The organism is Labilithrix luteola (assembly GCF_001263205.1).
Taxonomy (GTDB): Bacteria; Myxococcota_A; Polyangia; order Polyangiales; family Polyangiaceae; genus Labilithrix; species Labilithrix luteola.
The window spans coordinates 1,399,860-1,415,204 of record NZ_CP012333.1 but is presented as its reverse complement, the minus strand read 5'-3'; the positions used below and the strand labels follow the sequence as shown (position 1 = coordinate 1,415,204).

At 66.6% G+C, this 15,345-nt stretch carries 8 protein-coding genes; 6 read left to right on the top strand and 2 right to left on the bottom strand.

The annotated features are described in order from the left end of the window. The first annotated feature begins 2 nt into the window (after positions 1-2). From AKJ09_RS06395 to AKJ09_RS06380, 4 genes are all read left to right on the top strand, one after another. The gene (locus AKJ09_RS06395; RefSeq protein WP_146646293.1) at positions 3-1,472 is read left to right on the top strand and encodes a DUF1565 domain-containing protein; all 1,470 of its coding nucleotides are present in this window, start codon (positions 3-5) and stop codon (positions 1,470-1,472) included. 35 nt (positions 1,473-1,507) lie between these two features. Continuing rightward, complete coding sequence (locus tag AKJ09_RS52715; RefSeq protein WP_169927307.1) at positions 1,508-2,959, top strand: hypothetical protein; 1,452 nt, start codon at positions 1,508-1,510, stop codon at positions 2,957-2,959. A 552-nt stretch (positions 2,960-3,511) separates the two neighbouring features. Beyond that, the gene (locus AKJ09_RS06385; protein WP_169927306.1) at positions 3,512-6,829 is read left to right on the top strand and encodes a GAF domain-containing hybrid sensor histidine kinase/response regulator; all 3,318 of its coding nucleotides are present in this window, start codon (positions 3,512-3,514) and stop codon (positions 6,827-6,829) included. 90 nt (positions 6,830-6,919) lie between these two features. After that, complete coding sequence (locus AKJ09_RS06380; RefSeq protein WP_169927305.1) at positions 6,920-10,159, top strand: hybrid sensor histidine kinase/response regulator; 3,240 nt, start codon at positions 6,920-6,922, stop codon at positions 10,157-10,159. Here AKJ09_RS06380 and AKJ09_RS06375 read toward each other — a convergent pair whose 3' ends face one another. After that, positions 10,160-11,245, bottom strand: a complete 1,086-nt coding sequence (locus AKJ09_RS06375; protein WP_146646290.1) for a VldE C-terminal domain-containing protein — start codon at positions 11,243-11,245, stop codon at positions 10,160-10,162. Between the two features lie 303 nt (positions 11,246-11,548). On the opposite strand from AKJ09_RS06375, the gene AKJ09_RS06370 reads away from it, so the two are divergent. Continuing rightward, complete coding sequence (locus AKJ09_RS06370; RefSeq protein WP_146646289.1) at positions 11,549-12,997, top strand: S1 RNA-binding domain-containing protein; 1,449 nt, start codon at positions 11,549-11,551, stop codon at positions 12,995-12,997. A gap of 48 nt (positions 12,998-13,045) precedes the next feature. On the opposite strand, the gene AKJ09_RS06365 is transcribed toward AKJ09_RS06370, so the two are convergent. Beyond that, a complete protein-coding gene (locus tag AKJ09_RS06365) occupies positions 13,046-13,750 on the bottom strand; it encodes a peptidylprolyl isomerase (RefSeq protein ID WP_169927304.1) in 705 nt (234 codons plus the stop codon). 175 nt (positions 13,751-13,925) lie between these two features. On the opposite strand from AKJ09_RS06365, the gene AKJ09_RS06360 reads away from it, so the two are divergent. Next, a complete protein-coding gene (locus tag AKJ09_RS06360; RefSeq protein ID WP_146646287.1) occupies positions 13,926-15,341 on the top strand; it encodes a metallophosphoesterase family protein in 1,416 nt (471 codons plus the stop codon). Positions 15,342-15,345: the final 4 nt, after the last annotated feature.

Sequence of the window (15,345 nt, the reverse complement as noted above, 5' to 3'; positions counted from 1 at the left end):
CGATGCGAATGGGGGGCCGTTTGTTGATGGGCGCGATGGTGATTGCGTCCGTGTCGCTGGTGAACTGCAGCTCGTTCGACGGTGCTGACGGTTCACCGGCGACGGCATTGGAACAGGATGCATCGACAGGCGGCCCCATCGTCGAGGGCGTTGCGGCGCCCGCCGGATGTGATCCGACGGTGGAGCCGAAGAACTCCCCGAAGTGCGTCGTGAACGATTACGGGGTGTTCGTCGACGGTACGACGGGCAACGACTCGAACGCGGGGACGAGGGAATCGCCGGTGAAGACGATCGGCGCGGCGCTGGGGAAGCTTGGCGGCAAGCCTCGCGTGTATGTTTGCGAAGGCACGTACGCGGAGCACGTGAAGCTCTCGAGCGCGGTATCGCTCTACGGCGGCTTCTCGTGCACGGGCTTCGCAGCGACGGAGGCGAAGCCGAAGATCGCGCCCGCGAACGCAGGGTATGCGCTGCAGATCGAAAAGGTCGCGGGCGCGGTGGTAATCGCGGACCTCGCTTTTGAATCCATCGCGGGCACGGAAGCGTCCCCGTCGAGCATCACGGCGTTCGTGAGCGACAGCGCCAACGTAACGTTCAAGCGCGTGAGCCTGACGGCGCACGACGGAGCGGACGGCAAACCGGGCGCGGCGGGCACCAAGGGCACGGCCGACAAGTCGCTGGACGGCGAGGGCGCTACCGGTGCCACCGAAGGCAAAACGCGGACATGTACTTGTTCGTCCGGCGGCACAAGTGTCGGAGGGGCTGGCGGTCCGCCGGGCTCTGATGGGCAAAACGGCGGACTGAACATTCCGGAGAATCCGACTGGTCAACCGTCACCACATAACGGTCATGGTGGTACGGGCGGCGCGATGTGCAGTTATCCGGGCGGAATTGGCCTGCCGGGAGCGGATGCTGCAAACGCGACCAACGCATCTCCGACTACCAGCATCGGCGCCCTCGATGAGGGCGGCTGGCTGCCTGGCTCGGGCGTCGATGGCGCGGCCGGTTCTCCTGGGCAGGGCGGAGGTGGCGGCGGTGGCCGCTCGGGTGCTGGGGGGAGTGGTGCATGCGGCGGATGCGGAGGAACGGCAGGCAAAGCAGGGAGTGGCGGTGGAGCCAGCGCGGCGATTGGCGCCCGATCATCAACCGTCCAATTGCAGGACTGTAGCTTGGTCTCCGGTGCGGCCGGCAATGGGGGTGGAGGTGGCGCTGGCGGTGAAGCAACCATTGGCGGCGCAGGTGGCGGATCGCTGACCGGCTGCGGTGGTGGCGATGGAGGAAAGGGTGGCAGCGGTGGCGCCGGAGGTGGCGGCGCTGGGGGCGTTTCCGCCGGAGTCCTGTACAGCGGGGCGAAGCCGACGCTTCAAAACACCACCATCACGCCCGGGACGAAGGGCGCGAAAGGTGTTGGCGGAGCGGCGGGCGTCAATGATGGGCCCGAGGGGCAGTCGGGCGACGTTATCGAGGTGAACTGACGATGCGAATGGGGGGCCGTTTGTTGGCGGGCGCGATGGTGATTGCGTCCGTGTCGCTGGTGAACTGCAGCTCGTTCGACGGTGCTGACGGTTCACCGGCGACGGCATTGGAACAGGATGCATCGACAGGCGGCCCCATCGTCGAGGGCGTTGCGGCGCCCGCCGGATGTGATCCGACGGTGGAGCCGAAGAACTCTCCGAAGTGCGTTGTGAACGATTACGGGGTGTTCGTCGACGGTACGACGGGCAACGACTCGAACGCGGGGACGAGGGAATCGCCGGTGAAGACGATCGGCGCGGCGCTGGGGAAGCTTGGCGGCAAGCCTCGCGTGTATGTTTGCGAAGGCACGTACGCGGAGCACGTGAAGCTCTCGAGCGCGGTATCGCTCTACGGCGGCTTCTCGTGCACGGGCTTCGCTGCGACGGAGGCGAAGCCGAAGATCGCGCCCGCAGACGCGGGGTATGCGCTGCAGATCGAAAAGGTCGCGGGCGCGGTGGTAATCGCAGACCTGGCTTTTGAATCCATCGCGGGCACGGAAGCGTCAACGTCGAGCATTGCTGCGTTCGTGAGCGAGAGCGCCAACGTAACGTTCAAGCGCGTATCATTGACGGCACACGACGGAGCGGACGGCAAACCGGGCGCGGCTGGCATGCCGGGCACGCTTACGAGCTCCATGCCAACCGCGAATTCGTTGAACGGTAACAATGGCGACGCGGGGGTGGGCGGTGCCGCGCAAACGTGTGTCTGCTCGACTGGTGGCTCGAGCAAGGGCGGTGGTGGCGGGAACCAAGACGCCGATGGTTCTCTAGGAAAGGAGCCGCAGCTGAACCCCAACCCGCAGACCGCGACGGGCGCGGGCGGCACCGTTGATGACTGTCAGAACGGCATCAACGGGCGAAATGGCTCGAACGCGCCAGCTGCAGTCGCGGCGGCCAGCGAGACGAAGCTCGGGACACTGCTGGCTGGTTGGGTCCCCGCCACTGGTCTTGAGGGACCGAATGGAACGCCGGGGCAGGGAGGTGGCGGCGGCGGGGGCAATGGTGGTGGTGGCGGTAGCGGAGGCTGCGGCGGCTGTGGCGGCAGTGGCGGTGGCGGTGGTGGTGGTGGTGGTGCGAGCCTAGCGTTGCTGAGCCTTGGCTCCTCCGCAGCCACAATCGTCGACTCGACGCTGACGTCGGGCAAGGCGGGCAGCGGCGGGACCGGCGGGACCGGGGGGACCGGCGGGACAGGTGGTCCCGGGGGCACACGCGGTACGGGCGGCGGTGCGGCTTGCAACGGCGGCAACGGTGGCAAAGGCGGCGCCGGCGGCGCGGGCGGTGGCGGCGCCGGGGGCGTCTCCGCGGGCGTCCTGTACAGCGGGGCGAAGCCGACGCTTCAGAACACCACCATCACGCCCGGGACGAAGGGGGCGAAAGGCGTCGGCGGAGCGGCGGGCGTCAACGACGGGCCCGAGGGGCAGTCGGGCGACGTTATCGAGGTGAACTGACGATGCGAATGGGGGGCCGTTTGTTGGTGGGCGCGATGGTGATTGCGTCCGTGTCGCTGGTGAACTGCAGCTCGTTCGACGGTGCTGACGGTTCACCGGCGACGGCATTGGAACAGGATGCATCGACCGACGGCCCTATCGTCGAGGGCGTTCCGGCGCCTGCCGGATGTGATCCGACGGTGGAGCCGAAGAACTCCCCGAAGTGCGTCGTGAACGATTACGGGGTGTTCGTCGACGGCACGACGGGCAACGACTCGAATGCAGGCACGAAGGAATCGCCGGTGAAGACGATCGGCGCGGCGCGGCGCTCGTGCGTGCTCGGAGCTTGCGCTCAGTTTCATCGTGATGCGGACGCGGGTGACCGACGGGAGGCCGTTCGGTTGACCGTCGTGAACGGTCCCGCGTCGCGCGCGGCGGCGCTTCCTACCGCTCATGCCTCGTGGCGGGAATCGCCATTCGCTTGCGCGAGCTCGTGCACGAGAGGCGACGACGAGGTGTGCGCGTGGACACACCTTCCGTGGCTGGGTGCTAAGTCCACGGTCGGAAATGCGTATGGCCGATACGCGACCCATCCTCGACCTCACCGTCGAGCTGCAGTCACTTCTGCGCGAAACAGAGCGCGTGCGTTCGGTCGTTGGGGAGAAGCGTGAGCTCCTCGATGCCATCTTCGAGCGGACCACTTATGGCGTGATGGCGTGCGATTCGACCGGCCAGGTCGTTTCGATGAATCGCGCGGCTGAGCATCTCTGGGCAGGCGGTGAGCACGACCGGGCTCGGACAGGACACTCGAGTCAGGACTTCACCGTTCTCGACGACCTCGGTCGCGGACGACCGTTCACCGAATGGGCCCTCGAGCATGGTCGTGCCACGAGCGATCCGCTTCGCGGCCCCGGCGTAGGCACGGCCGTGAAGCTCGATATTCGCCGGCGCGATGGGACGCTGAGCACGCTGCTCGCGCATTCGGCCCCGATGCACGAGGTGGACGGCTCTCTCGCCGGAGCGCTCTGCGTGTTCGCGGAAGTTGCGCCGTGGAAAGAGACGGTGGAAACGACGCAGGCTGCTCATCGTCGCGCCTCGTTCCTCGTCCAAGCAGGAACGAAGCTGCTTTCGACCTCGCTCGATCCCGACGAGACGTTGCGTCAGCTCGTCCAGCTCACCGTGCCGGCTGTCGCCGATTCGTGCCACGTCTACTTGATCGAGGAGGGGACCGAACGGCTGCGTCTGGTCGCGGGGGCATGGGCGCAAACTTCCGCGGGCAAGAAAGGCGAGGCGCTCGACCAGCGGTTCCCCGTCGAGCTCGAGGAGCGGACGGGGGTGGCTCGTGTCATCCGCACCGGGAAAGCCGAGCTCCGCACGTGCGTCACCGACGAAGATCTCCGACTGCACGCGCGCAATGCCGAGCACCTCGAGCTCATTCGGGCGATCGGCTTCAAGGCAGCCATCCTTGCTCCGCTCATCGCCCGCAACCGCGTCATCGGCGCAATTTCTCTCACGCTGCTCACGCAGACCGATGGGCCCAGGAACTTCGAGGCGGCCGACCTCGACATGACCGAGCAGCTCGCGGTGAGCGCTGGGCTCGCAGTCGAGAACGCCAGGCTCTATCAGTACGAGCAGAACGCGCGCGCCGCTATCGAGCGCGCAGCCAATCGCATGCATCGCTTGCAAGCCATCATGACCGACCTGGCGTCGACGCTCACGTACGACGACGTCGCCAAGGCGGTGATCGATCATGGGGTCGCCGCCATCGGCGCCGACTTCGGCGCAATCTGGCTCGCGGACGATGCGCCTATCGAGCTCACGCTGCTCCGGCAGCACCAAGTAGCCCCGGAGAAGCTCGGTCGTGTCGTCTCCCTCGACGAGCATGCGCCGATTACCGACTGCTTCCGCCGCCGCGAACCGGTCTTTGCCGGAACGCACGCCGAGTTCTCACGGACTTATCCGCGCTGCGCCTCTTCCTTCGAAAATATCATGTCGTTCGCCTGCCTCCCGTTGAACGTCCAGGGCAAAACGACGGGAGTTCTGGCCTTCGCGTTCAACGACGCGCGCGATTTCGACGCCGATGAGCGTGCCTTCCTCCTTCTCGTCGGCGAGCACTGCGCGCAAGGCTTCTATCGCGCACGAATGTACGAAGCCGAGCAGCGCGCGCGTACGGAGATGGCGCTGCTCTACAGTCTCGTCGACGCCGTGAATCGTGCCACGTCGCTCCCCGAGGTCTACGAGCCGGCGCTCGACATCGTCCAGCGCGCCCTCGACGTGAGCCGTTCGTCGATTCTTCTCTTCGACGGCGACGGAGTCATTCGCTTCAAATCGTGGAGAGGTCTTTCGGACGAGTATCGCACCGCCGTGACCGGACACTCACCGTGGTCGCGTGACACGACCGACCCCACGCCCGTCTTCATCACCGACGTCGAGACCGATCCCTCCGCGGCGCCGTACCGCGAGATCTTTCGTCGTGAAGCCGTCGGCGCACTCGGCTTCTTCCCGCTCGTGCATCATGGCAAGCTGCTCGGCAAGTTCATGGTGTATTCGCACGAGCCGCGTGTCTTCACGGACGACGAAGTTCGTCTCGCACGCACGATCGCGGCCCAGATCTCCGAGGCCATCGCTCGGAAGGTCTCCGAAGCGGAGGCGGAAACCGCGCGCGCGTCCGCCGAGTACGCGAGTCGCATGAAGGACGAATTCCTGGCGGTCGTCTCCCACGAGCTCCGCACGCCGCTCTCGTCGATCATGGGATGGGCCTCGATTCTCCAGACGGAACGAAGGAACGATGCTGCGGTTCTCGCCAAAGGCCTCGAGGTCATCGAGCGGAATGCCAAGGCCCAAACCACCATCATCGAGGACATTCTCGACGTCTCGCGCATCATCCGCGGCAAGCTCCATCTCGACGCACATCCAACCACGCTCGTTCCTCTCGTCGTCGAGACAATCGAGTCGCTCAAGACGTCTGCACGCGCCAAGGACATCCGCGTTCGGCTCGACGCGCTCGACGTGGAAGACGACCAATTCCTCATGGTCGGCGATCCGGAGCGGCTTCGTCAGATCGCCTGGAATCTGATCTCCAATGCGATCAAGTTCACCCCGCCCGGCGGCAAGGTGACCGTCCGGCTGCGCCGTGCGCTCGGGGCGATCGTTCTCGAAGTCGAGGACACCGGCATGGGCATCGACATCGATTTCCTGCCCTTCGTCTTCGACCGTTTTCGACAGGCGGACAGCACGACCACCCGGCGCCAAGGCGGTCTGGGGCTGGGCCTGTCGATCGTCCGTCATCTCGTCGAGCTCCACGGCGGCCAGGTGTCGGTCAAAAGCGAAGGACGGGGGAACGGCTCCACGTTCGTCGTCCAATTTCCGGTCCGGGCCATCGCCGACGTCATCCCGACCGACGCACCGACCGATGTGCCGACCGAGAGAACGACCGTTCGCCAGTCTTTCGCTCCGCGTCCGCTCGACGCAGGTGATGGGAGCGAGCTGCCCGAGCTCTTCGGGGTACGTATCCTCGTGGTCGACGATCAGCCCGACGCTCGTGACATGCTCAAGGAGGCGCTCGCCTCCTATGGCGCGGTCGTCGAGGTCGCGAGCTCCGCGTCCGAGGCGGTCAGAATCCTCCAATCTTTCGAGCCCAAGGTCTTGGTGACGGATATCGGCATGCCGGACGAAGACGGCTATGCCCTCCTGAAGCGGATTCGCTCGTTGCCGGGCCGGCTCGCGAAGGTACCGGCCATCGCGGTGACCGCCTACGCGCGAGCGGAAGATGCGAGGCGCGCGCGATCCGCCGGATTCCAGTCCCACGTGACGAAGCCGACGCGTCCCGACACGCTCGCCAAAGCCGTCGTCCGGGCGCTGCCGATTGCCTACGTGGATAGCCCTACGTGAGCGGCTGAACGATTGAGTTGATGCGTACGCATGCGATCGGAAGCCAAATCGCAACCTCGTGCGCGAGGTGCTAAGCCAATACTGGGGGACATGCAGTCGTTCGACACTCATCGCGACTTCGACCTGCAGCGGGAACTCGATTCGCTCCTTTCCGCAATCGTCGACGTGCGGCCTGGTGAAGGTGAGCGCGTGCGTGTGCTCCGACTCGTCGACGCGTTCCCGCTCGCGGCCGTGCTGATCGACGGTCACGAGGTCGTCGCCGAGAGCGCGTCGGCGCGGCGCATGCGCAAGGTCGTGGCGACCGACGAGGAATCGGTTCAGCCGGCTCCGTGGATCCTGGTTCGCGACGGCGTTCGCCGCGGCCTTTCGGATTGGGCGTTCGAGCGTGAGCACGCCGCGGCTCTGGAATTCGAGAAGGTGCTTCTCGAGCGCAACGATGGCTCGTGCGTCTGGACGTTCGCCACCGCTCTCTCCGTGCCTTCGCGCCAAGATGCTCGTCGTCGCGCGATTTGCCTCTTCTCCAATCGAGCGCCGTCGACGTTCGGTGGAGTCTCGACCACTCAGGCTGCGCATCGCCGGGCAGCCTTCCTCGTCCAGGCCAGCACCAAGCTCCTGTCGACCCCGCTCGATGCCGGCGAGCTCTTGCGTCAGCTCGGTGCCCTCGCAGTGCCCGCCGTCGCCGATGCGTGCTCGATCCATCTCGTCGACGAGCGACTCGGAGAGCTTCGCCTCGTGGCCGGGAGCTGGGCATCTCCCGAGAAAGAGGCGATCGCGCGAGAGATCATGTCCGGCTATCCGCAGGCGACGAAACGGTGGCTGGCGATTGCCAACGCCCTTGCCTCGTCGCGATGCGAGCTGTGCACCGAGATCACCGACTCGATGCTTCGAGCCATCGCGTTGGACGAGTCGCATCTCGACCTCCTACGGCGGCGCGGCGCGAGTTCGACCATCGCCGCACCGCTCCGCGTGAAGCGCCGCGTGATCGGACTTCTCGTCCTCATCACAGACGACTCGTCCGGCCGAACGTACGACGCCGCCGACCTCGACATGGTCGAACAGCTCGCCATCAATGGTGGCCTCGCGGTCGAGAGTGCGCGTCTCTACCAGCGCGAGCAGCTCGCGCGCGCCGTGGTGGAGCGGGCGGCCAATCGGATGAGGCGCCTCCAGGAGATCATGAGTGACCTCGCGTCGGCGCTGACGTGTGACGACATCGCACGGGCGGTGATCGACCACGGGCTCGCCGCCGTCGGCGCGGACCGCGGTGGGATCTGGATGCTGGACGAGGCGACGAACGTTCTCCGGCTGGTCAATGCCGCAGCCCCGGCCGCCGATCGCGAAGCGCTCGCGCAGATAGCCGTGGATGCGCCGGGTATTCACGCGCCCTTCGTGGACACCATGCGCCATGCGCAACCCTACTTCATCGACTCGCGGGCCGAGTTCGAGCGACTGTACCCCGAGGCGGCGAAGTTCTACGGCGACGTCGCCTCCTTCTCGTTGCTACCGCTCATCGTGCAAGGCCGCGTGGTCGGGCTCCTCTCGTTCGCCTTCACCTCCGATCGGCCGTTCGACGCAGGCGAGCGTGCGTTCTTGCTTCTCGTCGCCGATCACTGTGCGCAAGGACTCTCGCGAGCGCGCACGTACGAAGCCGAGCAGCGTGCGCGATCGGAGATGGCGCTCCTCTATGGACTCGTCGATGCCGTCAATCGCGCCACGAACATCGAGGAGGTGTTCCAGCCGGCACTCGACGTGGTGACTCGCGCGTTCGGTGTCTCGCGCAGCTCGATTCTGCTGTTCGATCAGGACGGCGTCTTGCATTTCAAGGCCTGGCGCGGTCTTTCGGAGACGTATCGACGCGCGGTCGAGGCGAACGCCAGGTGGCCGCGGACGAGCAACGATCCGACGCCGCCCTTCGTCACGGACGTCGAAGTCGACTCGTCGTTGGCTTCCTACCGCGACGACTTCCGGAAGGAGGGTATACGGGCGCTCGCGCTGTTCCCGCTCGCCCATTACGGCAGGGTGCTCGGCAAGCTCGTGGTCTATTCGGACAAGCCACGGACGTTCTCGCAAGACGACGTTCAACTCGGTCTCACCATCGCGGCGCAGGTTTCCCAAGCGCTGGTGCGGAAGTTCGCGGAGGTCGAGGCTGAAACCGCGCGGATGTCCGCCGAATACGCGAGCCGGATGAAAGACGAGTTCTTGGCCGTCGTCTCCCACGAGCTTCGCACGCCGCTCTCGTCGATCATGGGGTGGGCGTCGATCTTGAGAACGGATCGGCGAAACGATCCGAACACGCTCGCGAAGGGGCTCGACGTCATCGAGCGCAACGCGAAGGCGCAGACCACCATCATCGAGGACATCCTCGACGTCTCGCGGATCATTCGCGGCAAGCTGCAGCTCGACGTCCATCCGGTGAAGCTCACCACCGTGGTCGCCGAGGCGATCGAGTCGCTACGAACGTCGGCGACAGCGAAGGAAATCACGGTGACGCTCGAGGCCGATGACGAGGCGGCCGTGCTGATCGGCGATCCCGAGCGGCTTCGTCAGATCGCCTGGAACCTGCTCTCGAACGCCATCAAGTTCACGCCGGCCAAGGGGCAGGTGAGCGCGCGCGTGGTTCGGGAGGAGGGCGCGCTCCTCCTCGAGGTCAGCGACACCGGCGTCGGGATTCCGTCCGATTTCCTGCCGTTCGTCTTCGACCGCTTCCGCCAGGCCGACAGCTCCACGACGCGAAGGCAAGGCGGCCTCGGCCTCGGCCTCTCCATCGTTCGCCACCTCGCCGAGCTCCATGGTGGGCAAGTCACCGTGAAGAGCGAAGGCACAGGCAAAGGCGCTACGTTCGTCGCCAGATTCCCGGTCCGGGCGCCTGTCGAACGAACGGCGTCGGAACAGGTCGCCACGGCCCAGCATCTCTCCGCAGGGACGAACGGCAAGCCGGCCAACGACGAGCGGGTCGACCTCACGGGCGTTCGGGTTCTCGTCGTCGACGATCAGGTGGATGCTCGCGACGTCACGAAAGAAGCCCTCGAGACATCGGGCGCAGAAGTCGTGCTCGCCAGCACGGTGACCGAAGCCGTCGAGCTCGCGCGCGCGTTCGCGCCGATGGTCCTCGTCACGGACATCGGAATGCCGGACGAAGACGGATTCTCGCTGCTGCGGCGCGTCCGCGAGCTGCCCGGATCCATCGCGCGGATCCCGGCGGTCGCCCTTACGGCCTACGCGCGCGCCGAGGATACGACGAAGGTCGAGAAGGCCGGCTTCGCGGTGTGCGTGACGAAGCCGGCCCGCCGCGAGGTCATCGTGCAGGCCGTCTTCCGCGCGTTGTGTATCTGATCAGCTCTTCTTGCGACGCGCGACCATCGCGGCCGCGACGGCCACGGCGAGCACGAATCCGGAGCCCGAAGCTCCGCCACCGTGGCTGCTCGGGACGCTGCAGCCCTTGTTGACCGGCACGTCGTCGAGCGTGGCCGAAGATCTGCGCTTCTTCGCCGAAGTACCGAGCGAGTTGGCCTCGGTCGGAGCTTCGTCGTCCGTCGTCTCGTAGGAGCTGTCGTCTTCGCTCTCCGCGTCGTCTTCGGAGGGGAGCGTGTCGGCCTTCGGGGGCGTCGTGGTCGCGCCAGAGTCCGTCTGCGAGGGGGTGCCAGCGTTGCCAGCGTCCGGCTCGGAGGGCGCGCCCGCATCGTGCGGTGGCGGGTCGGTGGGCCCCGGGTCGGTCGGAATCGCGTTGCCGGTCCCGGCGTCGTCGTCCGTGCCCCACGGATCTTCCTCGGCACCGTCGCTCGTGTCGACGCCCGCGTCGTCCGTCTCGACTTCTTCGGTATCGTCACCGATCTCGACGGCGCTCTCCGGATCCGCGAACCAGGCCGTGCCTTGGGTGCTCGCGAGCGTCGTCAGCTCGACGTGGAGGTGATCGATGTGCGGGATGGGCCCGCCGTAGACGCCGTCGTTCGTGCCGTTCGCGCGCCAGATCGAGTGGTCCCAGATGATGAGCTGGACGCCGATCTTCTGCGCGTTGACGATGAGCCAGTTGGCGATGGGGTCGCCAGACGAGTTGTCGGCCGTGCCGCCCTTCGTCGGGATCATGATGTCGAGCGCGCGGCCCGTGCCGTGGACGCTCATGCGCGAGCTGTCCGCGGTGTTCTTGCGGCAGGAATAGCCGCCGATCGAGGAAATCTGCCCGTATTTGTCCTGGAGGAAGACGCCGAGCTTCTTCGCTCCCTTGGTCAGCGCCTTCGAGCAGGCCGACGTTCCGGTCCACTTGGGTGCGTTCTCGTAGGTGAGACGGACCTTGGCGCCGACCACCTTGACATCCGCCGGCGGTACCCAGCGCCCAGCCGTCGACCCGACGGCCGACGAGCTGCTTTCGCTGTCTTCTGCGCTGGCGAAGCAGCCTTGGACGCCGACCAGCGTAGCGCCCACGAGGATCGCGAAAGCTAGCCCCCTGGCTTTCGCTGATCCGTTGGTGAGGGGACGATCCAGGGGTTCGGTCCCCCAGAATTCGCGCCGAGCCTGATTTTACCGAATGCGCCAACAGACGGAGAGCCTTGTCGGGGGTGCACGCACACCTTCTGAGCACAGCCTGTGCCGATCGGCCGAGCTGGCAATGGCGTGACGACGGCGTGAAGGACGGCTTACGGAACGCTCCCGTCTCCGTCTCGCCTCTTTGGCGACGGCGGCATACGACGAACCCTTTGGACCCGTGCTAAGGAGGGCGGGCCGGTCATGACCATCGAAAAAGACGACTCTTTTGCTGCCATGTTCGAACGTGAAGCCGCCGCTCCTGCCAAGAAGCGGCGCACCCCGCGCGTGGGTGAACGCGTGAACGGCGTCGTGGTTCAGCTCGGTCGTGACACCGTCTTCGTCGAGCTCGAAGGGCGCATCCAGGCCTTCCTCGAAGCCGAGGAGCTCCGCGCCGAGGATGGCGAGCTCACGGTCAAAGAGGGTGACAAAATCACGGCAAACGTCGTCGAAGTCGACGAGAGCCGCGGCCACATCCGCCTCGGTCGCTCGATGGGCAAGCCCGGAAGCATCGCCGCTCTCGAGCAGGCGAAGGCCGCGGGCCTCGGCGTCGAAGGCAAGGTCACGGGCGTCAACAAGGGCGGTCTCGAGGTCGAGCTCGGCGGCACGCGTGCGTTCTGCCCGATGTCGCAGGTCGACTCGAAGCGCATCGAAGACGCCGACGCGAAGGCCCTCATCGGCCAGTCGCTTCGCTTCCTCGTCACCGACATCCGCGACGGCGGCAAGAACGTCGTCCTCTCGCGTCGCGCCTTGCAGAAGCAGGAAGCGAGCGAGACCGTCGCACGCGCGATGACCGACATCGTTCCGGGCGCCGTGCTCACCGGCACGGTCGCGAGCGTGCGTGACTTCGGCGCGTTCGTCGACCTCGGCGGCGTCGAAGGCATGATTCCGCGCTCGGAGATCGCCCACGACCGCAGCGTCAACGTGGCCGACGCCCTCAAGGCCGGCGACACGGTCGAAGTCCAGGTTCGCGAGATCAAGGACGTCGAGCCCACCCGCCCCGGCGGCTCCACCAAGAAGATCACGCTCTCGCTCAAGGCGCTCACCGCGGATCCGTGGGCCGAGCTCTCGATCGTCGAGGGGCGCGTCATCGCCGGTACCGCCACGCGCAGCACCGAGTTCGGCGTGTTCGTGCGTCTCGCCCCGGCTGTCGAGGGCCTGCTCCACGTGTCCGAGCTCGCTCGCGGCGCCAAGGTCGGCGATGGCGAAGAGATTCGCGTCGTCGTGAAGAAGATCGACCGCGCGACGCGCAAGATCTCGCTCGTGCCCGCGCCGGAAGGCGCCGAGGTCGGCACCGCCGTCGCCACCGCCGTGGCGGTGAAGGTGGGCGCGGTCGTCAGCGGCGTCGTCGAGCGCATCGAGACCTACGGCCTCTTCGTCCAGGTCGACGGAACGAAGGGCCGCGCCGGCCGTGGCCTCGTGCCGAACGCCGAAGTGGGCGTTCCGCGCGGCACCGATCTCCGCAAGTCCTTCCCCGAAGGCACCAAGGTCACCGCCAAGGTGCTCGAGACGGGCGAGGGCCGCCTGCGCCTCTCGATCAAGGGCGCGAAGGATGCCGAGGAGCGCGCCGACTTCGAGGCCGCACGAGGCCGCGCGGGCGCTCCGGCGTCGCTCGGAACGTTCGCCGACCTCCTCAAGGGCCGCAAGCTCTGAGCTGCTGACCGAGCAACCCGTCTGCCCGGGCGCCGCGCCGCGCTCGGGCTACTGGTTGCGCTTGATGACGTGGAAGCCGAACGGGGTCTCGACGACCCCGCTCACTTCGCCGACGTTCAAGGTGAACGCGGCGTCGCTGAACGGCTTCACCATCTTGTCGCGCGTGAACTTCCCGAGGTTGCCGAGGCGGTCCTTCGTCGATGCGTCGTCGGAGTACTCGGCGACGAGCTGCGTGAAGTCCGCTCCATTGCGGGCTTTGGACACCACCTCCTCGGCGCGCTTCTTCGCGTCGGCCTTCGAGCGAGTGACGGTGGCCGGCGCATTCTTGGCGCCCTTGTAGATGACGAGCACGTGCTGCGCGGCGATCGCGTCGGGCACGGGCGTCGGCGCGTGATTCGTCGTGTCCGCGGCGGATGCGGTCGCACTCGGTGTCGTCGGTGCGCTGGCACTCGATGCCGGTTCTGTGACGGCAGGAACCGTGACGCTCGACGCCGCGCTCGCGCTGGGCGCCGTGCTCGTGGAGCTCGACTTGTCGTTGCAACCTGCAGCGCAAAGCGTTGCCACGGCGATCACGAGGCTCGGGCGCAGAAGGCCGTGGAAGACCTGACGCGAGGAAAGACGCGAGGAAAAGCGGGCGGCGGCGCGGTTCATCAGACAGACGTTGTACCAGAGGTCGGGAGCGCTGCGGCTGTCGTGCAACGTGAGCCTTTCGTCACGACCGTCCGGCTCGTGATGACCAAAGCGTGACGGCATTGGGCATGCTTGGGACGTCATCTTGAAGATGGGAGTGAGTTCCGTGCGCGCCTTTTCTTCGACCCGCTCTTCGACCCGCTCTTCGACCCGCTCTTCGAGCCGTCAATCGACCGGCTCGGCATCCGTTCGCTCTTCGAACGGTTCCGAACTCGAGAGCCTGCTCGTCTTCTCGGACGTGCACCTGGGAAGCGATATCCTCGACGGCGCCGCCAACAAGGCGCGCCGGTCGCAAGCGATCGATCGCGACCTCGTCGAGCTCTTGGCGCACTATCGCACGCAGCCGCCGCGCGGGGCGCGCTGGCGCATCGTCATCGCCGGGGACTTCATCGACTTCATCGGCATGACGATCCCTTCCGTGCCCAGCCCCGGCTTGGAGACTCCGCCGACCGAGGAAGAGCTCGAGCACGGACTCGGCAATGCGGCCGACCATGCGCGTCTCAAGTTGAAGCGCGTCGCCGAGCGTCATGCCGACGTGTTCGGCGCGCTCGCCTCGTTCGTCGCGGACGGTCACGCGCTATCGCTCGTCCACGGCAACCACGACATCGAGTTTTACTGGGACGGCGTGCAGGACGACTTCCGCCAGATTCTCCTGAGGCTCGCGCTCGAGACGTCGGGGGAGGAGTTACCGCTCGATCGCGCGGCCTTCCTCGCCCGCATCGAATTCAATCCGTGGTTCTTCTACCGCGACGGCGTTGCCTACATCGAACACGGTCACCAGTACGATCCGTTCTGCGCGACCGACACGGTGATGACGCCACTCTCGCCGCTCGACCCGCGACGCGTAGCCCGCGGCTTCTCCGACACGCTTCTTCGCTTCGTCGTGCGTCGCACGAATGGAATGAAGGAGCACGGACACGAGTCGGTGGGCATCGTGCACTACGTGACGTTCGGCCTGCGGCTTGGTCTCACGGGGATGTTCCGGCTCGCGCAGTGCTTCGCGTCCGCGGTGGTCGAGCTCTTCCGCCTTCGCCGCGTCTACGTGTCCGATGCCGCGCGCGCCCTACGCCACGAGCACGAGCAGCGTGTCGCCAAGCTCGCCGAGGCAACGCGCATCGGCAAGGATCGCCTGCGTGCGCTGCTCTCTCTGCAGGTGCCGCCCATCACGTCGTCGATTCGAGGCATTCTCGCGAGTGTTCTGCTCGATCGGCTCGCACTGGCGCTGCTGGCGACGTTGTCGCTCACGGTGCTCGGCATCGTCAGCGCGTTTCGAGGTCACTTCGTGTGGGGCGCGGCGGGTGTGCTTCTCGCGTGGTCGCTCCTGCACCGGTACCTCGCTTCCCAGCGAGTCATCGATCCCGCGGACGTCTTGGTCGAGCGCGCCACGCAGCTCGCTCGCCTGTTCCCTGCGGCGTTCGTCGTCATGGGCCATACGCACGTGCCCGTTGCCGTTCCGGCGGGCCAGGCGACCTACGTGAACGTGGGCTCGTGGGCCGAAGACGACGAGTCCTCGCTGCCTGCCGCGCGTACGCACCTCGTGATTCGCGTGGGCGAGGACGGCGCCGAAGCCCAGTTCTGCAGCTGGGACAGCGGAGCTCCCAAGCCGATGGCGCTTCCAGCCCTCGTCCCCTCCGTCGAGGAGGGCGAGGGCTGAGCGG

Bases quoted from the DNA above. Each gene is read 5' to 3' on its own strand.
- AKJ09_RS06395 (WP_146646293.1), top strand. From the start codon at position 3: ATGCGAATGGGGGGCCGTTTGTTGATGGGCGCGATGGTGATTGCGTCC.
- AKJ09_RS06380 (WP_169927305.1), top strand. From the start codon at position 6,920: ATGCAGTCGTTCGACACTCATCGCGACTTCGACCTGCAGCGGGAACTC.
- AKJ09_RS06370 (WP_146646289.1), top strand. From the start codon at position 11,549: ATGACCATCGAAAAAGACGACTCTTTTGCTGCCATGTTCGAACGTGAA.
- AKJ09_RS06365 (WP_169927304.1), bottom strand. From the start codon at position 13,750: ATGCCGTCACGCTTTGGTCATCACGAGCCGGACGGTCGTGACGAAAGG.
- AKJ09_RS06385 (WP_169927306.1), top strand. From the start codon at position 3,512: ATGGCCGATACGCGACCCATCCTCGACCTCACCGTCGAGCTGCAGTCA.
- AKJ09_RS52715 (WP_169927307.1), top strand. From the start codon at position 1,508: ATGGTGATTGCGTCCGTGTCGCTGGTGAACTGCAGCTCGTTCGACGGT.